Origin of the sequence: Thioalkalivibrio sp. ALJ21 (assembly GCF_000378605.1) — a bacterium.
Taxonomy (GTDB): Bacteria; Pseudomonadota; Gammaproteobacteria; order Ectothiorhodospirales; family Ectothiorhodospiraceae; genus Thioalkalivibrio.
The window spans coordinates 817,313-839,049 of record NZ_KB905156.1; the positions used below are offsets into that span (position 1 = coordinate 817,313).

At 66.2% G+C, this 21,737-nt stretch carries 23 protein-coding genes; 11 read left to right on the forward strand and 12 right to left on the reverse strand.

Going from position 1 to position 21,737, the window contains the following annotated elements; all coding sequences use genetic code 11:
• Positions 1-68 precede the first annotated feature (68 nt).
• The 6 genes from F579_RS0109940 to F579_RS0109965 form a co-directional block, all read right to left on the reverse strand.
• The gene (locus F579_RS0109940) at positions 69-1,397 is read right to left on the reverse strand and encodes a hypothetical protein (RefSeq protein ID WP_019023352.1); all 1,329 of its coding nucleotides are present in this window, start codon (positions 1,395-1,397) and stop codon (positions 69-71) included.
• A gap of 127 nt (positions 1,398-1,524) precedes the next feature.
• Positions 1,525-2,037 carry a DNA-deoxyinosine glycosylase gene (locus F579_RS0109945; protein WP_019023351.1) on the reverse strand — a complete coding sequence of 171 codons (513 nt, stop codon included), beginning with the start codon at positions 2,035-2,037 and terminating at the stop codon, positions 1,525-1,527.
• 10 nt (positions 2,038-2,047) lie between these two features.
• Complete coding sequence (locus F579_RS0109950; protein WP_018863481.1) at positions 2,048-2,518, reverse strand: transcriptional repressor; 471 nt, start codon at positions 2,516-2,518, stop codon at positions 2,048-2,050.
• Positions 2,519-2,581: 63 nt separating this feature from the next.
• Entirely contained in the window at positions 2,582-3,637 is a 1,056-nt protein-coding gene (locus F579_RS0109955; RefSeq protein WP_019023350.1) for an alpha-L-glutamate ligase-like protein, read from the reverse strand.
• Between the two features lies 1 nt (position 3,638).
• The gene (locus F579_RS0109960) at positions 3,639-5,189 is read right to left on the reverse strand and encodes an inactive transglutaminase family protein (protein ID WP_019023349.1); all 1,551 of its coding nucleotides are present in this window, start codon (positions 5,187-5,189) and stop codon (positions 3,639-3,641) included.
• Positions 5,186-5,680: an ATP-dependent zinc protease gene (locus F579_RS0109965; protein WP_019023348.1), complete on the reverse strand. Its 495-nt coding sequence runs from the start codon at positions 5,678-5,680 to the stop codon at positions 5,186-5,188. Before F579_RS0109965 ends, F579_RS0109960 begins: the two co-directional genes overlap by 4 nt.
• Before the next feature lie 152 nt (positions 5,681-5,832).
• On the opposite strand from F579_RS0109965, the gene ppsA reads away from it, so the two are divergent.
• The 4 genes from ppsA (at position 5,833) to F579_RS0109985 (ending at position 10,262) form a co-directional block, all read left to right on the forward strand.
• A complete protein-coding gene (gene ppsA, locus F579_RS0109970; protein WP_019023347.1) occupies positions 5,833-8,193 on the forward strand; it encodes a phosphoenolpyruvate synthase in 2,361 nt (786 codons plus the stop codon).
• Between the two features lie 3 nt (positions 8,194-8,196).
• The gene (locus tag F579_RS0109975) at positions 8,197-9,012 is read left to right on the forward strand and encodes a pyruvate, water dikinase regulatory protein (RefSeq protein WP_019023346.1); all 816 of its coding nucleotides are present in this window, start codon (positions 8,197-8,199) and stop codon (positions 9,010-9,012) included.
• Between the two features lie 92 nt (positions 9,013-9,104).
• On the forward strand, positions 9,105-9,668 hold the full coding sequence (locus F579_RS0109980) for a YggT family protein (protein ID WP_019023345.1): 564 nt from the start codon (positions 9,105-9,107) through the stop codon (positions 9,666-9,668).
• A gap of 141 nt (positions 9,669-9,809) precedes the next feature.
• A complete protein-coding gene (locus F579_RS0109985) occupies positions 9,810-10,262 on the forward strand; it encodes a DUF4426 domain-containing protein (protein WP_017925102.1) in 453 nt (150 codons plus the stop codon).
• Between the two features lie 31 nt (positions 10,263-10,293).
• Here F579_RS0109985 and F579_RS0109990 read toward each other — a convergent pair whose 3' ends face one another.
• Both F579_RS0109990 and F579_RS0109995 read right to left on the reverse strand, forming a co-directional pair.
• The gene (locus tag F579_RS0109990) at positions 10,294-10,956 is read right to left on the reverse strand and encodes a sulfite exporter TauE/SafE family protein (protein ID WP_019023344.1); all 663 of its coding nucleotides are present in this window, start codon (positions 10,954-10,956) and stop codon (positions 10,294-10,296) included.
• Positions 10,957-10,971: 15 nt separating this feature from the next.
• A complete protein-coding gene (locus F579_RS0109995) occupies positions 10,972-11,445 on the reverse strand; it encodes a TerB family tellurite resistance protein (protein ID WP_019023343.1) in 474 nt (157 codons plus the stop codon).
• Between the two features lie 44 nt (positions 11,446-11,489).
• Between F579_RS0109995 and F579_RS0110000 the strand changes: the two genes are divergently transcribed.
• Entirely contained in the window at positions 11,490-12,143 is a 654-nt protein-coding gene (locus tag F579_RS0110000; protein ID WP_019023342.1) for a 7-cyano-7-deazaguanine synthase, read from the forward strand.
• A gap of 498 nt (positions 12,144-12,641) precedes the next feature.
• On the opposite strand, the gene F579_RS0110010 is transcribed toward F579_RS0110000, so the two are convergent.
• A complete protein-coding gene (locus F579_RS0110010; protein ID WP_026300971.1) occupies positions 12,642-13,415 on the reverse strand; it encodes an HAD family hydrolase in 774 nt (257 codons plus the stop codon).
• Between F579_RS0110010 and F579_RS0110015 the strand changes: the two genes are divergently transcribed.
• The 3 genes from F579_RS0110015 to cysQ are packed head-to-tail and all read left to right on the forward strand — an operon-like array spanning position 13,414 to position 15,571.
• A complete protein-coding gene (locus F579_RS0110015) occupies positions 13,414-14,127 on the forward strand; it encodes a hypothetical protein (protein WP_019025618.1) in 714 nt (237 codons plus the stop codon). The genes F579_RS0110010 and F579_RS0110015 overlap by 2 nt on opposite strands.
• Before the next feature lie 7 nt (positions 14,128-14,134).
• Positions 14,135-14,680 carry an ADP compounds hydrolase NudE gene (nudE, locus tag F579_RS0110020; protein ID WP_019023338.1) on the forward strand — a complete coding sequence of 182 codons (546 nt, stop codon included), beginning with the start codon at positions 14,135-14,137 and terminating at the stop codon, positions 14,678-14,680.
• Between the two features lie 57 nt (positions 14,681-14,737).
• Positions 14,738-15,571 carry a 3'(2'),5'-bisphosphate nucleotidase CysQ gene (gene cysQ / locus F579_RS0110025; RefSeq protein WP_019023337.1) on the forward strand — a complete coding sequence of 278 codons (834 nt, stop codon included), beginning with the start codon at positions 14,738-14,740 and terminating at the stop codon, positions 15,569-15,571.
• A gap of 103 nt (positions 15,572-15,674) precedes the next feature.
• On the opposite strand, the gene proC is transcribed toward cysQ, so the two are convergent.
• Positions 15,675-16,493 (reverse strand): pyrroline-5-carboxylate reductase, encoded by an 819-nt coding sequence (gene proC / locus F579_RS0110030; RefSeq protein WP_019023336.1) that lies wholly within the window; start codon positions 16,491-16,493, stop codon positions 15,675-15,677.
• A gap of 14 nt (positions 16,494-16,507) precedes the next feature.
• Positions 16,508-17,221, reverse strand: a complete 714-nt coding sequence (locus tag F579_RS0110035) for a YggS family pyridoxal phosphate-dependent enzyme (RefSeq protein ID WP_019023335.1) — start codon at positions 17,219-17,221, stop codon at positions 16,508-16,510.
• A 143-nt stretch (positions 17,222-17,364) separates the two neighbouring features.
• On the opposite strand from F579_RS0110035, the gene F579_RS0110040 reads away from it, so the two are divergent.
• The 3 genes from F579_RS0110040 to F579_RS0110050 are packed head-to-tail and all read left to right on the forward strand — an operon-like array spanning position 17,365 to position 20,759.
• On the forward strand, positions 17,365-18,399 hold the full coding sequence (locus F579_RS0110040; protein ID WP_012983776.1) for a type IV pilus twitching motility protein PilT: 1,035 nt from the start codon (positions 17,365-17,367) through the stop codon (positions 18,397-18,399).
• 41 nt (positions 18,400-18,440) lie between these two features.
• Positions 18,441-19,613, forward strand: coding sequence for a PilT/PilU family type 4a pilus ATPase (locus F579_RS0110045; RefSeq protein WP_017925113.1), 1,173 nt, complete (start codon positions 18,441-18,443; stop codon positions 19,611-19,613).
• A 27-nt stretch (positions 19,614-19,640) separates the two neighbouring features.
• The gene (locus F579_RS0110050; protein ID WP_019023334.1) at positions 19,641-20,759 is read left to right on the forward strand and encodes a PilT/PilU family type 4a pilus ATPase; all 1,119 of its coding nucleotides are present in this window, start codon (positions 19,641-19,643) and stop codon (positions 20,757-20,759) included.
• Positions 20,760-20,824: 65 nt separating this feature from the next.
• Here the strand turns inward: F579_RS0110050 and F579_RS0110055 are convergent, their stop codons facing one another.
• Positions 20,825-21,730 (reverse strand): dihydroorotate dehydrogenase electron transfer subunit, encoded by a 906-nt coding sequence (locus F579_RS0110055; RefSeq protein WP_019023333.1) that lies wholly within the window; start codon positions 21,728-21,730, stop codon positions 20,825-20,827.
• Positions 21,731-21,737 lie beyond the last annotated feature (7 nt).

The window sequence follows — 21,737 nt, forward strand, 5'->3', positions numbered from 1 at the left end:
ATATCGGCGTACGGATGGGGCCGGCAGGGCTTCAGCGGTCCTGCCGACCTTGAGCAAGGCAATACTGATCAGAAGCGGTGGGCGCCGTGCGCGCCGAGGGCTACGTTCAGCTGCAGCATGAATTCCAGCCCGCGGTCGCGATCACCGTCCTCGTCGACGAAGTCGTTCTGCGACAGCTGCGCGCGCAGGAATACCGGCTCCACCGGGCGGAAGGTCACCTGGGCGGAGTGGCGATAGCTGGTACCGAACGAGGGTTCCGCAAAGTTGCGCTCGCTGCCTTCGTTCGTGGGCAGGCCGCGATTGGTCAGGCCCAGGGCCTCGGAACGCAGGCCGGCCTCCCAGCGTGGGGCAAAGCCGTACACCCCCTGGATATAGAGACCATCCTGGCGCGCCTTGCCGCTACCCTGGGCGTTGCCGGCGATGGTGGTCTGGTCTTCGCGACGCTGGTAGTCGACGTCGATCTCGCGATAGAAGTATTCGCCCTGCAGCCGCCAGTCGCCGTGGCCGTAGGCGCTGCCCGAGCTGTACTTGTAGACGGCGTCCAGCCCTGCGAACCAGGCATCGCCATCCCACTCCTCCAGGCCCGAACCGTGTTCGGTCTCTTCCTGCCAGGTGCGGGCGTAGCCACCGGAGATGCCGAACTGCATGGCGTGATCCGGCCCCAGGTCGGGCCCGAACTTGGCGAAGGCAGTGATCAGACGCGGACCCGATACACTGGAGAACGAGGAACGAATCTCGTCGCCGTCGTTGGTGGTGTGCGAGCCGCCCGAGCCCTGATAGGGGATGAAGCTGTTGTCGCCCTGGAGGAGCTCCACCCCGAGTTTGGTATAGGTCTCCGTCGGCGCGAGCCAGGTGGCCTGGACGCCGGTTTCCTGCAGGCCGTGGTCGCCGAACAGGTATTCGTTGACCAGCGGGCGGTCGACGAAGTCCCAGTCATGGCCATGGCGGCTGTTGATGTAGCCGATGTCCGACAGGAATTTGCCCGCCTTGACCTGGAAGCCGCCCGGCAGGGCGCGGGTGGTCAGGTAGGCCTCTTCGACCTCGACGTGGTCCTCGTCGAACCCGAGCATCAGGAACCCGTCGAACAGGTCGCCGAGATTGGCCTCAAAGGCCAGTTCGTTGTGCCCCAGGTTGAAGCCGTCGTCGAACCCGTGGTCATGCCCGTGGCCGTGGTCGTGCCCATGGTCATGGCCGTCATCGAATCCAGCTGGTTCGCGGATCCCGTGTGACATCTCGTTGTAGTAGATCCCTTCCAGGATCAGCGAGATGTCCAGCCCCCAGTTGCGGTCTCCCGCGCGCGTCTCCCACTGCTGGGCGGTGGCGGCGGTCGGCACGGCGAGTGCCAGGGCGGTCAGTCCACCCAGGGCGGGGCGGAGCAGGTGCGTGTTGTGCGGCATGACGGACTCCCAAACATGTACAGACACGCCGAAGGTCTCGGCGTGAATAGGTTGTTATATCGTTACACGGCGATCTCACGTTATAAGATAACGTTTTAGGGCGCAACCCCGACGGAGGCCGGAGGGACTACAGGTGCCTGGGAATCCCGACGCTTGTCAGGGCTTCGGCCCAGGCTTCGAGCTTGGCCTCGAAGCTCCAGCGCGCGTTGGCCGGACTGGTCGATGGCAGGCGCAGGGCCTCGACGCCGAGTGCCCGGGTCTCGTGCAGGCGGCGAGCGCTCTCCGCGCCGTTGTGCAGGACGAGGCGCAGTTCCGGTGCTTCCCGGGTCAGCCGAGTGAGGTCATTGGGTGCGGCGGCACGGATGGCGCTGTCCAGGCTGCCCTCGCGCTGGCAGGTGCCGTAGACATCCCAGAGGCCGATGCGGTGTTCGAGCAGGCGGCGGATGCGCTCGGGGTATTCAAGGTCGGGGAAGGGTTCGCCAAGGATGGCGGCCATGATCGGCCAGAACTGGTTGCGCGGGTTCGCGTAGTACGCCTGGGCCTGGAGGGAGGCCACCCCGGGGAAGCTGCCCAGCACGACGGCGCGGGTGTGGGCGTTCAGGACCGGTGGAAAGGCCTGAAGGTGAGCGGGCTCGGCCATCCCGGATCGGTCAGGCGTTGCGACAGTCCGCGCAGAGCCCGTGCAGTTCGACCATGCGCGAGTCGATGGCAAAGCCCTGAGCGGTGGCTTCGGCCTCGAGCGCCTGCGTGGCCGGGTCCGGGGTGTGGAATTCGGTGATCTGGCCACAGCCGTCGCAAATCATCAGCGCGGATTCGTGGCGTTCGCCCGGGTGGGAGCAGGCGACGAAGCCGTTCAGGCTCTCGATGCGGTGGATCAGACCCTGTTCCAGCAGGAAGGCCAGGGTCCGGTAGACCGTTGGCGGTTTGATGCTGTGGTCATCCGAGGACAACGCATGGATCAGGTCGTAGGCCTTGATCACGCCGTCGGTGCGCAGGATCTGTTCGAGGATGCGGCGGCGCTGTTCGGTCAGTCTGGCCCCGCGTCGGGTGCAGACGCGCTCGGCGTCCGCCAGGGCCTGCTCGATATCCGCCGGACTGTGGGAATGCGCTGTCGAGGTCATGGCGCCTAGGATAGCGGAAAGTGGCTCGCGCCTCTCGGCGTTGGTCGAGAGGCGCCAGTCTCGCTAGCGCAGCTCGATCCCTGTTGAATCCGCGTCTTGCGTCACAGGGGTGGCCGAGGCGGCATCCGCGGGCGTTGCCTCCGTCGCTTCGTGACGCGCGAAGACCTCGCCGGCCCAGCGCGCGCGCTGCTCGGGGGGCTCGGTGCCGTCGCGCCCGACCAGGTGGGCGTCCACGGCAAGCAACCGGCTCTCCAGCCCCTCGCCATTGGCGATCTGGATCGCGAGCCCGGGGCGGGCGTTGAGTTCGAGGATCAGGGGGCCGCGGTTCTGGTCGATCACCACGTCCACGCCCAGATAGCCCAGTTTGCTCAGTTCGTAACAGCCCGACGCCAGTTGCATCAGGTCACCCCAGCCGGGAATTTCCAGCCCGACAATCGAGTGTTCGGTGTCGGGGTGTTCCCAGATGGGCCGGTTGTGTTGCACGCCGCCGATGGTCTTGCCGGAAGCCAGGTCGATCCCGGTGCCGACTGCACCCTGGTGCAGGTTGGCCTTGCCGTCGGAGTCCTGGGTGGGCAGGCGCATCATGGCCATGACCGGGTACCCCCGGTAGACAACGGTGCGGATGTCGGGCACGCCACGATAGGTGATCTGATCGAAGGCCGAGGAGAACCGGACCCGCTGTTCGATCATCGCCATGTCGGGACGTCCGCCCAGGCTGTACATCCCGGAGAGGATGTTGGAGCAGTGGTCGTGCAGCTCGCTCATCTCCATCGTGCGGCCGCTGGCGCGCCGCAGCCGGTCCCCGCGCCAGCCGGTAATGACCAGGATGCCGTCGCCGGCGGCCCCATGCGCCGGCTTGATCACGAAGCCGTCGGGATAGGCGCGCAACAGACGCTCGAGTTTGCGAATCTCGTGATGCGACCGCACGACCCCGTAGAGTTCGGGCACCGAAAGGCCGGCATCCAGGGCGAGGCGCTTGGTCTCCAGCTTGTCGTCCACCCGCGGGTAGAAGCGTCGGTGATTGTACTGCGCGATGAAGCGGGCGTTGCGCGCATTCATCCCCACAATGCCTTGCGCGCGCAAGGTCCGCGGGAGTACGAAGCGTGGCAGCCAGCCCATGCTAGCGATCCTCCGAGCGTTTGGAGGGCTGCATAGCCTCCTGCATGCGGCCGAAACGGAACAGCTCGCTCAGGCGGTAGCCCGTGTAGCGCCCGAGCAGCAGGGTCATCGCCAGCAGCACCAGCAGCAGTTCGGGGAATACGAACAACAGGTGCTCCAGGTGGCGATTGGCCATCAGGCCATAGGCGGCCGCGGCCACGGCCAGGCTGCCGATGCCCTGGGTAATCGCGTCCGATGGCCCGTGTTCTTCCCAGACCACGGACATGCGCTCGATGGTCATGGCCAGGATGACCATCGGGAACAGCGAGAGCGCGAGCGCCCGTTCGAACCCCAGCTGGTGCGAGAGGATGCTGATCCCCAGCATCAGCATGATGACCACGCTGACCACTGCGGCCAGTCGCGGTACGAGCAGTAATCGCAGGTGCTCGAGGTAAAAGCGTACAGCCAGGCCGAGTGACACGATCAGGGTGAACAGGATGATCCCGGCCAGCAGCTGTGTCTCGCGAAAGGACAGTGCGATCAGTACCGGCATGAACGTCCCGAATGTCTGGACGCCGATCACATTGCGCAGGAACACGATGATCATGGCCCCGAGGGGGACCATGAGCAGCACGCGGTAGGTGTTCTGGGTTCCCAGCGGGAGATTCAGGGTGGAGAACTCCATCAGCTGCGCGTTCACGGTCTCGCCGAATCGCTGGGCGGTGGTCAGGGCGTCCTGTACGCCCCGCGAGACCGCAAAGCGGACCTCGGCGTCGCGTCCGTTGGAGACCTCCAGCAGGGGCGCGGAGCCATGGGCCCAGACGACCACATCGTCCGGGTATTCGATCTCGCCCGACAGCGGGTGAATGGGCACCCAGCGCCGCGTGTTGTGGACCTCGATCCAGGTTTCTGGCCGTATGTCGCGGCGCCCGTCGCGCAGGTGCAACGTGGTGACCATGCGCGCGGGGATCCGGGCCGTAGCCAGGAGTTCGATCAGCGTCTGACTGCGTTGTACGCGGTCGCCGCCGTCATCGGCGAATACCGCGGCATTCGATGCGGGTGCGGCGTGTGCGAGGTCATTGACCAGCACCGAGGCGAAGGTCTGGATATCCGAAGACCGGCTGCGGACGTCCTCGATCAGCGCATCCGCCGCGGAGCGGTAGGGCTCGGTCCATTCAGGGGCCCCGACGGGGCCTGGGTAGTCAGCGTCCGAGCGGTCATCGCTGTCGCGGTAGAGGGTCGCCCGGTAGTACAGCACCTGTTCTCCGCGCGGCTGCCGGGTGGTCCATTGGGCGATGCGGTCGTCCTGGCCGCGCAGCGTATTCAGGCCATAGCCGCGCGAGACGAAGCCTTCATCCAGGATGGCGAAATTGGGCAAGCGATCCGGGATGCGCAACTGCACGTTGGCCGCACCCCCGGTGGGCTGATAACGAACGCGTGCTTCAATCTGCCAGGTCTCGGCCGATGCCCCGGGCATGACGGGCATGTCCAGGGCGATGACCTTGTACGCAAAGATCCCGAGCCCGATCGTGCTCAACAGCACGATCAGGATCGGGAGATGAAAACGTCTCACGAATCGTCGTCTCCGCAGTCGGGCCGATGCGTGTGTTCGGCCCCAGAGTCGACCAGAATATGTCCGGCCAGGTGCGCGCGGCCAATGAGGGCCTGATAGGTGAGGTTAGTCCGGTCGATGAGGGTCGTGTCGCCCTTGATGCGCTGGTCGCCGATGCAGAACTCCATCGAGATTACCGGCCGCTCCTGGCTCTCGCCGCTGTGGCGGCGGATGCGGACGATGCGCTCGACCGGGCGTTCCAGGGTGATATAGGCGTCGTCGTCATCCGGGTCGATGACATCGAAGCGGATCCAGTCCTCGCCGTCGCGCTCGAACTTTTCCTTGTTGAGTGCGTTCAGGGACGATGATGTCGCCCCCGTGTCCAGGCGCGCCTCCAGCACGATCCCCTCGTCCACGATTTCGACATCTTCGACGGTGCCCAGAATGGACAGAGACGATGGGTCTTCCTTCGCGTGTGCCGGGGCCAGGGCGAGGGCCAGGCCGAGCAGCATTCCCCCGAAAGCGCTTTTCGTTAAGCTGGACGGAAGGGTTGGGCGTATGGACACGGGGCCTCCTCGATTATGGGGGTCAAAATGGATCCAGTGTATCCCAGAGGCGTCACGGCCCCATGTTAGACAGTTCACAAACCTTCTTGGGAGGCGCAATGCGCTGGGTAGTCGATCTCGACGATCTGAGTATGGACGATGTGGCCAGGGTCGGTGGCAAGAATGCCTCCCTGGGCGAACTTCTCCGCGAATTGGGCCGGGCGGGTGTGCGCGTGCCCGGCGGATTCGCGACCACAGCCGACGCCTTTCGCGCGCATCTGGAACACGAGAATCTGGCCGCCCGCATCAAGGAGCGCCTGGCGGGCCTCGACATCAACGACATCGAGGCCCTGCGCGAAGCGGGGCGCGAGGTGCGCGGCTGGATCGAGGCGGCGCCCCTGCCGGACGAGCTGGAACAGGCGGTGCGCGAGCACTACGGCAAGCTGGGCGATGACGTGCCTGTCGCCGTGCGCTCGTCGGCCACCGCCGAGGACCTGCCCGAGGCCTCGTTTGCCGGGCAGCAGGAGACATTTCTGAACGTGCGCGGGATCGACGCGCTGCTCGCGCGGCTGCGCGAGTGCTTTGCCAGCCTCTACAACGACCGCGCGATCGCCTACCGCGTGCACAACAATTTCGCCCACGACGAGGTCGCCCTCAGCGCCGGGGTGCAGCGCATGGTGCGCTCCGATGTCGGGGCGAGCGGCGTGATCTTTACCCTCGATACCGAGAGCGGGTTCCGCGACGCGGTGTTCATCACTGGCGCCTGGGGTCTTGGCGAGACCGTCGTGCAGGGCGCGGTGAACCCGGACGAGTATCAGGTCTACAAGCCGGCACTGGCGGCGGGCAAGCGCGCGATCATCGGTCGCACCCTAGGCACCAAGGCTATCCGCATGGTCCTGGACGAGGGTGGCACGCGCACCGAAGACACGCCGCGGGATCTGCGCGAGCGCTTCTGCCTCAATGATGCCGATGCCGAGCAGCTGGGGCGCTTTGCGGTCGCGATCGAGCAGCACTATGGCCGGCCCATGGATATCGAATGGGCCCAGGACGGCGAGACCGGCGAGCTGTTTATCGTGCAGGCGCGCCCGGAGACGGTGGAGAGCCGCGTCGAGCTCGGTGCGGGCGAGCGCTACGAGCTGGCCGCGCACAACGAAAAACCGCTGGTCACCGGAAGGGCAATCGGCTCGAAGGTCGGTGCCGGGGTCGTGCGCGTGCTGGATTCCCCGGATTCCATGCACACCATGGAGGAGGGCGACATCCTGGTGGCGGACATGACCGACCCCGACTGGGAGCCGGTGATGAAGCGTGCCGCCGCAATCGTGACCAATCGCGGCGGGCGCACCTGCCATGCGGCGATCATCGCCCGCGAGATGGGCATCCCGGCGGTGGTCGGCTGTGCCAATGCGACCGAGGCCCTGTCCGATGGCATGGAGGCCACCGTCTCCTGTGCCGAGGGTGACGATGGCCATGTCTATGCCGGGCGGCTCGACTATTCGGTCAAGAAGGCCGATGTTGGCGAGCTGCCGGAGCTGCCCGTGAAGCTGATGCTGAACGTGGCCAACCCGGGGCGCGCCTATGCCTTCTCGCAGCTGCCGCATGCCGGGATCGGTCTCGCACGGCTGGAGTTCATCATCAATGGGACTATCGGCGTGCACCCGCTGGCGCTGCTGGACTACGCCGAGGACCCGGAGCGGCTGGATGCCGATGTGCAGGAGCGCATCGCCGAGCGCCTGCGCGGGTTCGATGATGGCCCGCGCGAGTTCTTCGTGCGCAAGCTGTCCGAGGGCATTGCCACGCTGGCCGCGGCCTTCGCACCGGAGCCCGTGATCGTGCGCCTGTCGGACTTCAAGTCCAACGAATATGCCCATTTGATCGGGGGCGCGGGCTACGAGCCGGAGGAGGAGAACCCGATGCTCGGGTTCCGCGGTGCCTCGCGCTATCGCTCCGACACCTTCCGCCCCGCCTTCGCGATGGAGTGCGACGCCCTGCGCCGCGTACGCGATGAGATGGGGCTAGAGAACGTGCAGATCATGGTCCCGTTCGTGCGCACGCTGACCGAGGCCGAGGACGTGATCCGCGTGCTCGGCGAGGAAGGTCTGCGCCGCGGCGAGAACGGCCTGAAGATCGTGATGATGTGCGAGATTCCGTCGAACGCCCTGCTGGCGGCGCGCTTCCTGGAGCACTTCGACGGCTTCTCGATCGGCTCCAACGACCTGACCCAGCTCACGCTCGGGGTCGACCGCGACTCCGGCCTGGTGGCGGATTCCTTCGACGAGCGCGACGATGCGGTGAAGGCGTTGCTGACCATGGCAATCCGTGCCGCGAAGGATGCCGACAAGTACGTCGGGATCTGCGGACAGGCCCCGTCGGACTACCCCGAAATGGCCACGTGGCTGATGGACGAGGGCATTGATTCCTTGTCGTTGAACCCGGATGCACTACTCTCCACCTGGGAGCAACTGGCAAAGGTAAGGGGATAGGACATGGCCGATCCGCGGTGCCCGCAGGTGTATCTGGTGTCCGACGGGACCGGGATCACAGCGGAGACGCTGGCGCGTTCGCTGTTCACCCAGTTCCCGGACCTGGATCCGGCCTGGCATCGACTGCCGTTCGTGCAGACCCCGGGTCGGCTGTCCAGCGTGTTCGCGCGGATCGAGGCCGGGCCGCAACCGGCGGTGGTTGTGGCCACCCTGGCCAATGCCGACCTGCGCCACGAATTGCGCCACAGCCCCGTCCCGGTGATCGACGTATTCGGGGAGCAGGTCGGGCGGCTGGAGGAGGTGCTCGGGGTCACGGCCCAGTCGGTGTCCGGGCGGGCCCACGGCATGGGGGACGTGACCCGCTACGACCGTCGCATCGAGGCCCTGAACTACACGCTGTCGCACGACGACGGATTGTCCACTCAGGATCTTTCCGTCGCCGACGTGGTGCTGCTGGGCGCCTCGCGTTCGGGCAAGACACCCACGAGTCTCTACCTGGCGATGAACTACGGCCTGTTCGCGGCCAACTACCCGCTGGTGCCGGAGGACCTGGGCCGGGATGATACTCCGCACATGCCGCGCAGCCTGCGCGGTCTCGGCGGGCGCATGGTCGGGCTGACCATCACCCCCCAGCGCCTGTCCCAGATCCGCGAGGGCCGCCGCCCCGGCAGCCAGTACGCAAGCCTTGCTCAGTGCCGCGCGGAATGTGCCGCGATCCAGGAGTTTCTCGAGACCTGGACCATCCCCCACCTGGATGTCACCGAGCTGTCGATCGAGGAGATCGCGACCCAGGTGCGCGACACCCTGGATCGGACCTGAGGCGCCTGAACTGGTCGGCGTCTTCTTGGCATCCCGTCGGGCATGCCGGAGAATGACGCGCACTTTCCGTTGAACTGCAGCAAGGAGCCCGCATGAACGCCGCCGGACCCGGACAAGAGATTGCCATCTTCCTGATCAGCGTCGTCTTCGGGATCTACATTATCCTGTTGATCTTGCGCACGATCTTCGGGCTGGTGCGGGCGGAATACCACAACCCGATCTCGCAGACGATCGTGATGCTGACCGACCCGCCGCTACGTATCCTGCGACGGGTGATCCCCTCGGTCGGGCGGGTCGATCTGGCCGCGATCGTGCTGATCATCGTGCTCAAGTGTGTCGAACTCTGGCTGCGCGCCGCGATCCTCGGGGCGGATGTGGGGCTCGGCGTGATCTTCTACGTCGCCATTCGCGAGGTGCTGACCACCGTCATCTGGGTGTTCATCATCGCCCTGATCGTCGAGGTCGTGATGAGCTGGATTCAGGCCGGAGGCGGTGGTGGGGGGCACAATCCCATCCTGCGTCTGGTCGGCGACGTCAATCGGCCTATCCTCGGTCCCCTGCGTCGGACGCTGCCGCAGGCCGGGGCGATCGATTTTTCCCCGATGGTTGCGCTGGTCGGTTTGTACATCTTGCTGATTCTGGTGCGCTCTTTTTGATCGAGATCATTCGGACCCCGAAACCCTCCTTTTTTGGCGGTTTCATCCGCACAAAAAGGCGCTAGACTCGAAGACAGGGGATGGTGTCAGCCAAGCCGGCGGCACCGCCTCTGCATTCCCGTAACGGCAGAGGAGTCAGCCATGGTAAGAGTGCATCGGGTCATCACCGGCTTCATCGTCGCCTTGGCGGCGGTTGTCCTCGGCAGCTCGATCGCGTCCGCCAACGAGGCGGAATTCGATAACTACGTGGTGTACTACAACGTCATCAACACCACCTTCCTCTCCCCCGAGGTCGCCCAGGCCTACGACGTGCGCCGCAGTTCCAACCGCGCAATGCTCAACGTCACCGTGATGGAACGCACCGACGACGGGCTCAAGGCCGTCTCCGCGAATCTCAGCGGTACCGCGACCAACATGAACGACCAGATGCGCAACCTGCGCTTTCGGGAGATCCAGGATGGCGATGCCATCTATCAGCTTTCCGAGGTGACCGTTCGCCGCGGCGAGACCCTCGAGTTCGCACTCGAGGTAACGCCGGAAGGCAGCGAGCGGACCCTGCCCATCAGCTTCAGTCGCGAGTTCTTCGCCGACTGAGCCATTGATATCCCCCGCCGGGAGGCGGGGGTTACATTGCCAGCCGTAGCAGCATCCAGCCGCCGTAAAGCAGGATCGCGGCTCCCGCCAGGGCGCGAACCCAGCGTTGTTGCACAAACGCAGCCATACGCGCCGCGAAGACCCCCATCAGTAGCAGGTTCGGCAACGTGCCCAGGGCAAAGGCCGCCATCAGCAGCGCGCCCTCGGTGGCCCCGCCGGCGCCGAGCGACCAGGCCAGCACGCTGTAGACCAGGCCGCAGGGCAGCCAGCCCCAAAGCCCGCCCACCAGCAGGGCCTGACCGGCATTGCGCACTGGCAACAACCGCCGACCCAGCGGCTCGATACGACGCCACACCACGCCGCCGGCCTGCTCCAGACGTGCCAGTACCGGCCACCAGCCACCGATGTACAGCCCCAGCAGGATCAGGAAGGCCGCGGCAAACCCCTGCAGGATCGCCTGCCCGGCCGGCAGGCCGCCCAGCAGGGTGGCACCCAGCCAGCCGGCGAGGGCCCCGGCGATCACATAGCTGGCCATGCGCCCGAGGTTGTAGGCCAGGAGCAGGTCGAACCCCGGGCCCCGGCGGCCGTGTCCGAGCGAGATCGCGCCCACGATGCCGCCGCACATCCCGAGGCAGTGAACACCTCCCAGGATGCCCACTGCGAGGGCCGCGAGCAGCGTGCCCGGGTCGCCCATCAGCGCCACTCCCTGTCAGTCCGGATCGGCGGCATCGCCCAGGACCTCGTGCTTGGTGCGGATGAATGTCGAGTGCGGGACATACAGGAGGTCGGCCAGGTGCCGGATTACGGCCTCCTGGCGCTTGTGCAGGTCCTGGTTAGCCCAGGCGGCGCGCCACAGTGCGCGCATGATGTCTGCCTTCTGGTCGGCATCGAAGGCTGCGTTGACCTCGCGCACCATCGGGTGGATGGATACCAGCTCGTCGCTCTTTTCCCGCGCGATTTCGAGCAGGCCGTCAGCGGTGTCCGCATCCAGTTCGAACAGCTCGACCAGGCTGGCGCGCACGGAGTCGAGCTCGACCTCGTGCAGTTCGAAGTCGGCGCGGCAGACCTCCATGATCAGCGCGGCTGCCGCACGTTGCAGGCGGTGTTCATTGTCGCCGGATTCGGTGTCGCTCAGATCCGTGCGCATCAGGCGCTGCCAGTGGCGGCGCAGCTCGTCGATCATCAGGGTTCCTTTCTGCGGGCGTGTGCTTTGCGTATGGTGCCCGAATGCACGCCACGGACAAGTACACGGGTGAATCGCCCCCCGATCTGCTCCTGCTGTCCGGGGGTATCGAGAGCAGCGCCCTGCTGGCGCAGCGGCATGCGCAGGCCCGACCGCTGCGCGCCATGTGGGTGGACTATGGCCAGCGCAATGCCGAACGCGAGCGGGCTGCGATCCGCGCCCTGGGCGCGGACTATGGGGTCGACCCCGTCGAGATGGACCTGCGCGCGCTGCGCCAGGCGTTTGCCAAACGTTCGGAGTGGGTCGCGCATGTGCCGCTCCCGCAGCGCAACCTGCTGGTGCTGGCGCTGGCGATCAACCTTGCCGAGCACCAGGGGGCGGCGCGTATCCTGCTGGCCCTCAATCGCGAGGACCAGGGGCATGGCCCGGGCTCGCACCCATCCTTTATCGGGCACCTCGCGGCGCTGGCGGACGAGCTGGTACCGGGGCTGGTGATCGAGGCCCCGCTGATCGCGCAGTCCAAGGCCGATATCATCTACACCACCGATCCGCTGGGGATCGACTGGTCCCGCACGTGGAGCTGCCTTCTGGCACAATCGCTCCACTGCGGGCGCTGCCCGCAGTGCCAGGCGCGCCGCGCGGCCTTTGCCTCGGCGGGCGTGCCGGATCCCACCGACTACCGCGAACCACCCCGATGACCGAGTCCGTCCTTCCCAAACATGTGATCGAACGCCTGGAGATCGCCATTCTCACAGGCGAGACCCTGCAGCTGAACTGGGCCGAGCCCGATTCCAGTCAGGCCGAGGGAAACACTGATCAATGTGCACACTCGCGCTCGAGTCGCTTTTGCGTGCGAACAAGGCGCGGTGACTGCCGTGCAGTCACTCTGCACAAAGGAGCCGCAACGCCGTGCGCGCGCAAAAGCGGCCGAGCCCCTTCGGGGTTGGCACCCCAGGTTCCCCGATCCTGCGTTGCGGCCCTTGCCGGTAGAACCACTACCGGCTGCGCACCGCGCCTTGTCTCGGAAAACCTGGGGTGCCAACGCGAGTGTGCGCATTGATCAGTGTTTCCCTAGCGGGGCAAGGTGACCCCGCGCGAGGTGCGCGAGGCGGACGGATATCACTGGCTGGACGGCGAGTGCGAGGGGCGTGACGTTCAGATCCGGCTGGACCTGATCCGCAACCTGCCGACTCCGGTCAAGTAGCGGGTGGTGCCCGGCCCGGCAGTCCGGGCAGCAGGTCGGCCAGCGACTCCAGCAACAGAAACTCCCGCGAGTCCATCGGCTCCCCGCGCTCGTCCGGGTAGCGCATGCCGCGCAGTTCCGTCAGGCCCTGCCGGGCTGCGCTGGCCAGGGCCAGCAGGTTGTCGTCGACCAGCAGCGTGCGTGCCGGATCGTAGGGGGTGATGCGCTGCAGCCGCTCCCAGAAATCGGTGTCTTCCTTCGCGCACTCGAGGTCGTGGGCAGAGACGATCGTGTCCAGGTGGTCCCCGATCCGCGTGAGCTGATGCTTGAAGTTGTAGACCTTCGGGTGGGCGTTGGTCACCAGCACGCGTCGGCGGCCGGAGCGATGCAGGGCGTCCAGCAGGGCCTCGGCGTGCGGCTTGATTGCGACGTGGTGGGCCAGCTCGCGCTTCAGCCCCAGCACATCGAGGCCGGTGAAGCGGGTCCAGTGGTCCACGCAGTACCATTCGAGCTTGCCGCGCACGCGCTGCATCTCGTCTTCCAGGCGTCGGCGGGCGCATTCCGGGTCGTCCGGCTGGCAGCGGATGTACTCGGCGGGGATCAGCTCGCGCCAGAAGCGGTTGTCAAAGTGCAGGTCCAGCAGTGTACCGTCCATGTCGAACAGCACGGTATCGATGCCCGACCAGTCGACATGCACCGATGATTCCTGAGGATTCGGATTTTTTTCGGGGTTATTGGGGTCCACAGCGAACGGAACCTCAAAGAGGGTGATTGCGATGGCTGCCATGGTACCTGAATCCCGTTTGGCCCCTGGCCCGCTGTTTCTGGCGCTGGTCTCCCTGGCGCTGCTGCCGTTTTCCGTGCAGGCGATGGACCCGGACGACCCCGATTACGACCCGTTCGAGGATGACAGCCTGTGGGGCGAGACTGTATCGCCGGACCAGACCCAGACCACCAGCCCGGAGATCAAGTTTCTGACCGAGGAGCCGGAGCAGGTTCCTCATCACCACCAGAATCAGATCACGCTGAGCTCGTCTTCGCTGGAGGACGGCTGGGTGGATCTACGCCAGTGTCACAGCGATATCGCGCCGATCCGGCGCATGGTGCTGGTTTACAACGAAGAGCGAATCGACGAGCTTCAGGTCGAATCCACGACCAACATTGCGCACGCCGAGGCGCTGGGCGATCGCGTCGATCTGCGCGGGCTCGAGCAGGACTCCGAGGTCTGCATCACGGCGCGCATGCGCGTGATCGAACACGAGGGGGAGGGTGTCTACAAGATGGAGAACGGTCCGTTCGTGCGGCGTTTCCTGGATGGCTATTTCCCCATGCGCGTGACCATGGCCGTAAACTGGGGCGATCTGGACCTGCGTCTGCAGGAGACCCACCCCGAGGCACAGGAAGGCTTCGACGTCGTCGAGTCCGACCATGGCATCATCCTCGACACCCTGTTCGAGGGCGAACTGAGAACCCAGGTACGGCTGCGCAACGCCGAATAAAACGTCTATGAGTCGAGACAAACCGGATGTCCAGGGCCGCCGCACGGTGGCCCGCAGTCGGCTGTTCGAGGTCGAGGAACTGGACCTCGAGTTCAGCAACGGGGCGCGCACCTGTTACGAGCGCCTGATCAGCCGTGGCAACGGCGCAGTCATCGTCGCCCCGGTGCAGCCGGATCGCACCGTGCTGCTGATCCGCGAGTACGCGGCCGGTACCCACCGCTACGAACTGGGCCTGCCCAAGGGCCGCATCGAGGCGCGCGAGGATATCCTGGTGGCGGCAAACCGCGAGATCATGGAGGAGGTCGGGTATGGCGGTCACCGCCTGACCCACCTGGGTGCGCTGACCGTCGCGCCCGGCTACATGTCGCACGAGACTCATCTGATCGTGGCGCAGGATCTCTACCCACAGCGCGAGGAGGGTGACGAGCCGGAGGACATCGAGGTGGTCCCCTGGTCGCTTGACCGGCTGGGCGAGCTGGTCACCCGCGAGGATTGTACCGAGGCCCGTTCCATCGCGGCGCTCTACATGGTGCGCGATTTTCTCGACGCCTGACCCGGGTTCTGCCAAGGTACGCGCATCCCGTACCAGTAGAACCACAAGGATGCCCCGATGAACGAACCGCCCAGGGACGCGGCTCTGACCGCCCTGATGCAGGAAGTGGGTGGTCTGGCCGAGGATGCCGGCCGAGCCATTCTCGAGATCTACGAGACCCGCTTCGCGGTCACCGAAAAGGATGATCGCTCCCCACTGACCGAGGCCGACCTGGCCGCGCATCGCGTGATTGCCCAGGGCCTGCGCGAGATCGCGCCGGAGTGGCCCGTGTTGTCCGAGGAGGGGCAGGACGTACCGTTCGAACGGCGCAAGCAGTGGCGGACCTACTGGCTGATCGACCCCCTCGACGGGACCCGCGAGTTCGTCAAGCGTACGGGTGAATTCACGGTCAACATTGCCCTGATCCATGACCACGAGCCGCTCATGGGCGTGGTCTGGAGCCCCGTGCTTCAGCGTCTGTATGCGGGGCACGCCGGGGGCGGCGCCATCCGCCGTGATGGCTCGGAGGCCCCGCGCGCCATCGAGGTGGCGCGCGACCGCCTCGATACCGAGCACCCGCTGGTGGCGGGCAGCCGTTCACACGGGGCCGAGCGGCTCAAAGCGGTGCTGGAACGCCTTGGGCCGCACGAGCTGGTGAGCCTTGGCAGTTCGATGAAGCTCTGCATGGTGGCCGAGGGGGCCGCGGATATTTATCCGCGGCTGGGGCCGACCAGCGAGTGGGATACCGCGGCGGCGCATGCGGTCGTGCGGGCCGCGGGCGGGCATGTGACGGATCTCCATGGGCAGGAGCTTCGCTACAACACCAAGGAGAGCATGCTCAATCCCGAGTTTCTGGTCTGCGCCGGTGATCCGGCGCGCTGGCTGCGCCGCCTCGGCCTCCCCGACGACTAGCCTTCTCCCGCGCCAGCTAGCGGGCCTTGATGTGCCCTGGTTGGTCCTCAGCGTCGTTTAGGCCGAACCAAGCTCAGCCTGAAAATCGGTCGCGCGGAGCGCTCTACTGTCCGAGTTCGCGCGAGCGCTCGGCCGCCGCCGCCATCGCGCGGCGCATGAGTCCGCGCAGATCGCCGTCCTCCAGCACCTGCAGGGCCCGCTCGGTGGTGCCGCCCGGCGACGTCACGCGGTGACGCAATTCGGCGGGCGGCTCGTCGCTCTCGGCAGCCAGCCGGGTCGCACCCGCCAGCGTGCCAAGGGTCAGTTCCAGTGCGGTGTCGGGCGGCAGGCCGAGCGACTGCGCGGCCTCCTGCATCGCCTCGATCATCAGGAAGACGTAGGCCGGGCCGCTGCCCGAGGTCGCGGTGACCGCGTGCATTAGCTCCTCGTCCGCCACCGGGATCGCCCGCCCCACCGACCCCAGCAGACGGGTGGCGGTGTCGCGGTCCTCGGCGGTGGCCGTGGGGGCGGCGAACAGGCCGGTTACGCCGGCGCCGACCAGGGCCGGTGTGTTGGGCATTGCACGGACGAGGCGGGTGTCGTCACCCAGCCAGCGGGCCAGTTGGGCCGTGGTGATGCCGGCGGCCACCGAGATCACCAGGGGCTGCCTGCGGGTGACCGCCTCGCGCAGCGAAGGGGCCAGGTCCGGCAGGGTTTGAGGCTTGACCGCGAGGACCAGCGTGGCGCTGTCCTCGGCGAGCGTCTCGGCACTCGCGGCCTGCAGCCCGGGGTAGCGGGCCTGGAGATCGCGCATGCGTTCGGCGCTCTTGTCGGCGATGGCGATGCGCGCGGCGTCATGGCCGGACTGGATCAGGCCCTGCAGCAGGGCTTCGCCCATGTTGCCGGCGCCGATAAAGCCGACTTCGAAGCGGTGTTCCGTCATGCGGACTCCTGTTTTTAATCGTTTCTTGCGGGTGTGTTGCGGGGCCCGAACAGGGCGGTCCCGATGCGGACCAGGGTGGCGCCCTCGAGGATCGCGGCCTCGAGATCGCCGGACATGCCCATGGACAGCGTATCCAGGTCATGTCCCCGCGCATTGAGCTCGTCCTTCAGCTGCCGCAGACGGGCAAACGGCCGGCGTTGGCGCTCGTGATCGCTCTCGGCGGCCGGCAGGGTCATCAGCCCGCGCAGCGTCAGCCCGGGCAGATTCGCGACGGTGTCGGCCAGCGCGGCGGCAGCCTCCGGCGGGACGCCCGCCTTCTGGCTCTCGCCCGAGACATTGATCTGCAGGCAGACCTGCAACGGCGGCAGGTGTTCCGGGCGTTGTAGCGACAGGCGGCGGGCAATGCGTTCGCGGTCGATGGTGTGTACCCAGTGGGCGCGCTCGGCCACGGGGCGGGTCTTGTTGCTCTGCAGCGCGCCGATGTAGTGCCACTCGAGGTCCGGGGGGGTCGGGCCGGTCTCGAGGGCGTCGAACTTGTCGATGAACTCCTGCACGTAGTTCTCGCCGAACGCCGTCTGCCCGAGGGCGTGTAGCGCGCGGATGTCGTCGGCCGTACGCGTCTTGGATACGGCCAGAAGACGCACGCTTCCGGGGTCGCGTCCGGCCTGCTCGCAGGCGTGAACGATACGTTCGCGAACGGCCCTGAATGCGTGGTCTGGTGCGTTCATGGCCCTATGATATAGTCCGGTGAAACGTAAGGGCACCGCTGCCAGGCGGGCGGTGTCCGTCACACGCTGCGGGGCCCGGAAGGGCGTCGCCCGGGGCGGGGCGCTGGGGCTGGCGGCTCGTTTCCGGTTGTACAGGGGGATGCATGGATATCACGCAGCTGCTGGCCTTTGCGGTCAAGAACGGGGCCTCGGATCTGCACATCTCGGCGGGCATGCCGCCGATGGTGCGCATCGACGGCGATATGCGCCGCGTGAATGTGCCGGTCATGGACCACAAGGAGGTCCAGGGCCTGATCTACGACATCATGAACGACCGCCAGCGCAAGGACTACGAGGAGTTCCTGGAAACGGACTTCTCGTTCGAGGTCACCGGGCTGGCGCGTTTTCGTGTCAATGCGTTCAATCAGGACCGGGGCGCGGCGGCGGTTTTCCGTACCATCCCCTCCAAGGTGCTCACGCTGGAAGAGCTGGCGGCACCGCGCATCTTCGAGGATATCTCCAACTATCCGCGCGGGATCGTGCTGGTCACGGGCCCGACCGGCTCGGGCAAGTCGACCACGCTGGCGGGCATGGTCAACCACCGCAACGAGAACGACTACGGCCACATCCTGACGATCGAAGACCCGATTGAGTTTGTGCACGAGTCGAAGAAGTCGCTGGTCAACCAGCGCGAGGTGCACCGCGACACCCACGGCTTTTCCGAGGCGCTGCGTTCCGCGCTGCGCGAGGATCCGGACACCATTCTGGTCGGCGAGCTGCGCGATCTCGAGACGATCCGCCTGGCGCTGACCGCGGCGGAGACGGGGCACCTCGTCTTCGGCACCCTGCATACCAGTTCCGCGGCCAAGACGATCGACCGTATCGTCGATGTGTTTCCGGCGGCCGAGAAGGACATGGTGCGGGCGATGCTGTCCGAGTCGTTGCGGGCGGTCATCGCGCAGACCCTGATGAAAAAGATCGGCGGCGGGCGTATCGCCGCGCACGAGATCATGCTGGGCACGCCGGCCATCCGCAACCTGATCCGCGAGAACAAGATCGCGCAGATGTACTCGACCATCCAGACCAGCGCCGGCACCGGCATGCAGACGCTGGACCAGTGCCTGAAGGACATGCTGGCCCAGGGCGTGATCAGTCGCGAGGACGCCAAGCGCAAGGCCGCCAACCCGGATTCGTTCTGAGCCCGTGCCCCGCCCGGGGGTTCGGCAAGGGGAGAAGCACCATGGATCGTGACAAGGCGATCAAGTACATGCACGACCTCCTCCGCGCCCTGGTGGACCGCGAAGGGTCGGACCTGTTCATTACAGTCGGCATGCCGCCGGCGGCCAAGATCGACGGCCGCGTGGTACCAATGACCGAGCAGAAGCTCACGCCTTCGCATACTCAGGCGCTGGTGCGTGCGCTGATGAACGACAAGCAGTCGGCGGAGTTCGAGCGCCACCAGGAGTGCAATTTCGCGATTGGCCTGCAGGGGGTTTCGCGCTTCCGCGTGAACGTCTTCACCCAGCGCGGGAGCCCGGGCATGGTCCTGCGCGTGATCAACACGGTGATTCCGAAGTTCGAGGACATCCAGATGCCGCCGCAGCTGGAGAAGATCACCATGGAGCGGCGCGGGCTGGTGATCTTTGTCGGGGGAACCGGCTCGGGCAAGTCGACCTCGCTGGCGGCGATGATCGGCTATCGCAACCGTACCTCCGCGGATCACATCGTCACCATCGAGGACCCGATCGAATTCGTCCACGAGCACGACAAGAGCATCATCACCCAGCGCGAGGTGGGCGTGGACACCGAGGGCTACGAGATTGCGCTGAAGAACACCCTGCGCCAGGCCCCGGACGTAATCCTGATCGGCGAGATCCGTGACCGCGAGACGATGGACTACGCGATCGCCTTTGCCGAGACCGGGCACCTGTGCCTCTCCACCCTGCACGCGAACAGCACCAACCAGGCGCTGGATCGCATCATCAACTTCTTCCCCGAGGACCGGCGCGAACAGCTGCTGATGGACCTGTCACTGAACCTCAAGGCGGTAATCTCGCAGCGCCTGGTGCGGCAGGAGAATGGCGAGGGCCGCGTGCCGGCGGTAGAGATCCTGATCAACACCCCGTTGATGGCCGACCTGATGCTGAAGGGTGCCGTGCACGAGATGAAGGAACTGATTTCGCGGTCCCGCGAGCAGGGCATGCAGACCTTCGACCAGGCCCTGTTCGACCTCTACGAGACCCGCAAGATCAGCTACGAGGAGGCCCTGCGCAACGCCGATTCGGTGAACGACCTGCGGCTGCGCATCAAGCTCGACTCGCAACGGGCACAGGATGACGGTGCACCGGCGGTGGCGGACACGGGCGAGGGCCTGTCCGTGGACGAGCGCCCCGAGGACTACAGTGTCCGCTAGCGGCGGCTGCCGCTCGGGAGATCAGTGATGAGTCAACTGCAGATCGAACCTTACCTGAGCCTGATGGCGCAAAAGGCCGCCTCGGATCTGTTTTTCCTGACTGGTGCGCCTGCGAGCATCAAGGTCGATGGAGTCCTGCAGCCGATCTCGCGCAAGGCCCTGGCCTCCGGCCAGGCGGAGACCATAGCGCGCGAGATGATGAACGAGCATCAGGCCGAGATCTTCGAGCGCGAGACGGCGGTCAACTTTGGTATCTCGCGTTCCGGGCTCGGGCGCTTCCGCGTGAACGTCTATCGCCAGCGCGGCGAGGTCGCGATGGTGATCCGCTTCATCCGCATGTCCATCCCGACTATCGAGCAGCTTGGACTGCCCCCGGTGCTGGAGGAATTCGTCTCGCACCATGACGGGCTGGTGCTGATTGTCGGAGCGACCGGAACCGGCAAGTCCACCACGCTGGCCTCGATGATTGATCACCGTAATACGCATTCCAGCGGTCATATCCTCACCGTCGAGGACCCGATCGAGTTTCTCTTTACGCACAAGCGTTCGATCGTCGGCCAGCGCGAGGTCGGGATCGACACTCCAAGCTACGATCACGCCCTGCAGGAAGGGATGCGCGAGGCCCCGGATGTGATCATGATCGGCGAGGTGCGTTCCCGCGAGACCATGCGTGCGGCCCTGACCTATGCCGATACCGGCCACCTGGTGCTGACCACGCTGCACGCGACCAACGCTACCCAGGCGCTGGATCGCGTGATCAACCTGTTCCCCGAGGACAACCGCTCGCAGATCCTCTCGGATCTGTCGCTGAATCTGCGCGCGATCATTGCCCAGCGCCTGCTGCAGACCAAGGACGGTCAGCGTGTGGCCGCGCTGGAGATCATGGTGAATACGCCGTATGTCTCCGAACTGATCCGCGACGAGAAGATCAACGAGATCAAGGAGATCATGGCCAAGGGCAGCTCGGTGGGCATGCAGACCTTCGATCAGGCCATCGTCAAGCTGTTCAAGGGTGGCCGCGTCATGCTGGACGAGGCCCTGAACAAGGCGGACTCGCGTGCCGATCTTGAATGGCGCCTCAACTTTGGCGGTGGTGTCTCCGCGGCTGAAGAGACCGAAGAAGACCTTCAGCTTCCCGACAAGTAGGAGCTGGCTTGCCGGCGAAGCCCCTGCCAAAGTTGGGCCAGGGTCTTCCGGGCCGGGCTTTCCCCTCAGGCGCGTTCCGGTTGCGGAAAGACATCGGCGGCCGCAAACACCGGCCCGTCCACGCAGACCCGTTTCATGGCCACACCCTCGGGGGTACGCACCGGTACCGTGCAGCCGGCGCAGCCGCCCACCGCACAGGCCATGAACTCCTCCAGCGAGACCTGACAGGGCAGGCCGAACTCCGCCGCCAGTTCCGCGCAGGCCTCGAGCATCGGGTGCGGGCCGCAGGCATAGAGCTCGACCTGGTCACGTTCGGCAGGCGAGAGCGTCTTGAGCCAGGCCCGGCCGAGATCGGTCACGAAGCCGTCATGGGCGCCGGGGATGCCGGCCTTCGAGGTCAGGCGACAGGCCACGCCCCAGTCCTCCAGCAGTGGCAGGGTCGCGATCGCCCCGTCCGGCAGCCCCGGCCAGAGGATTTCCGAGGGCTTGGCGCGAAACGGGAACGGAACCTCGGAGCCGAGGATCGCGCGGGTCTGGCCCGCCTCGCCTTGGCGGCGCAGGTGGTCGGCCAGGAAGATCATCGGGGGGATCCCGACGCCTCCCCCGAGCAGCAGCCGCAGCGGGCGTTCCGGATTCAGCCGGAACGGGAGCCCGATTGGCCCCAGTACGCTCAGGGAATCACCCACCGGCTGTTGCGACAGCGCCCGCGTGCCGTCGCCCACCACCTTGTAGAGGAACTCGACCCACCCGGCCTCGCGGTCGACCCGCTGGATCGACAGGGGGCGCCGCATCGGCAGATTCGGCGAGCACTGGATATGGGCGAACTGCCCGGGCGCGGCACGGCGCGCGCATTCCGGTGCCTCGACGCGCAGGATCCACTGCCCGGCCCCGGCATCCTGGTTATCGAGGATGCGGGCCGTCTCCTGAAAGATCGTCCCGCGGTGGGGGCGTTCGGCGTCGGTAGGGGTCATGCGTTGT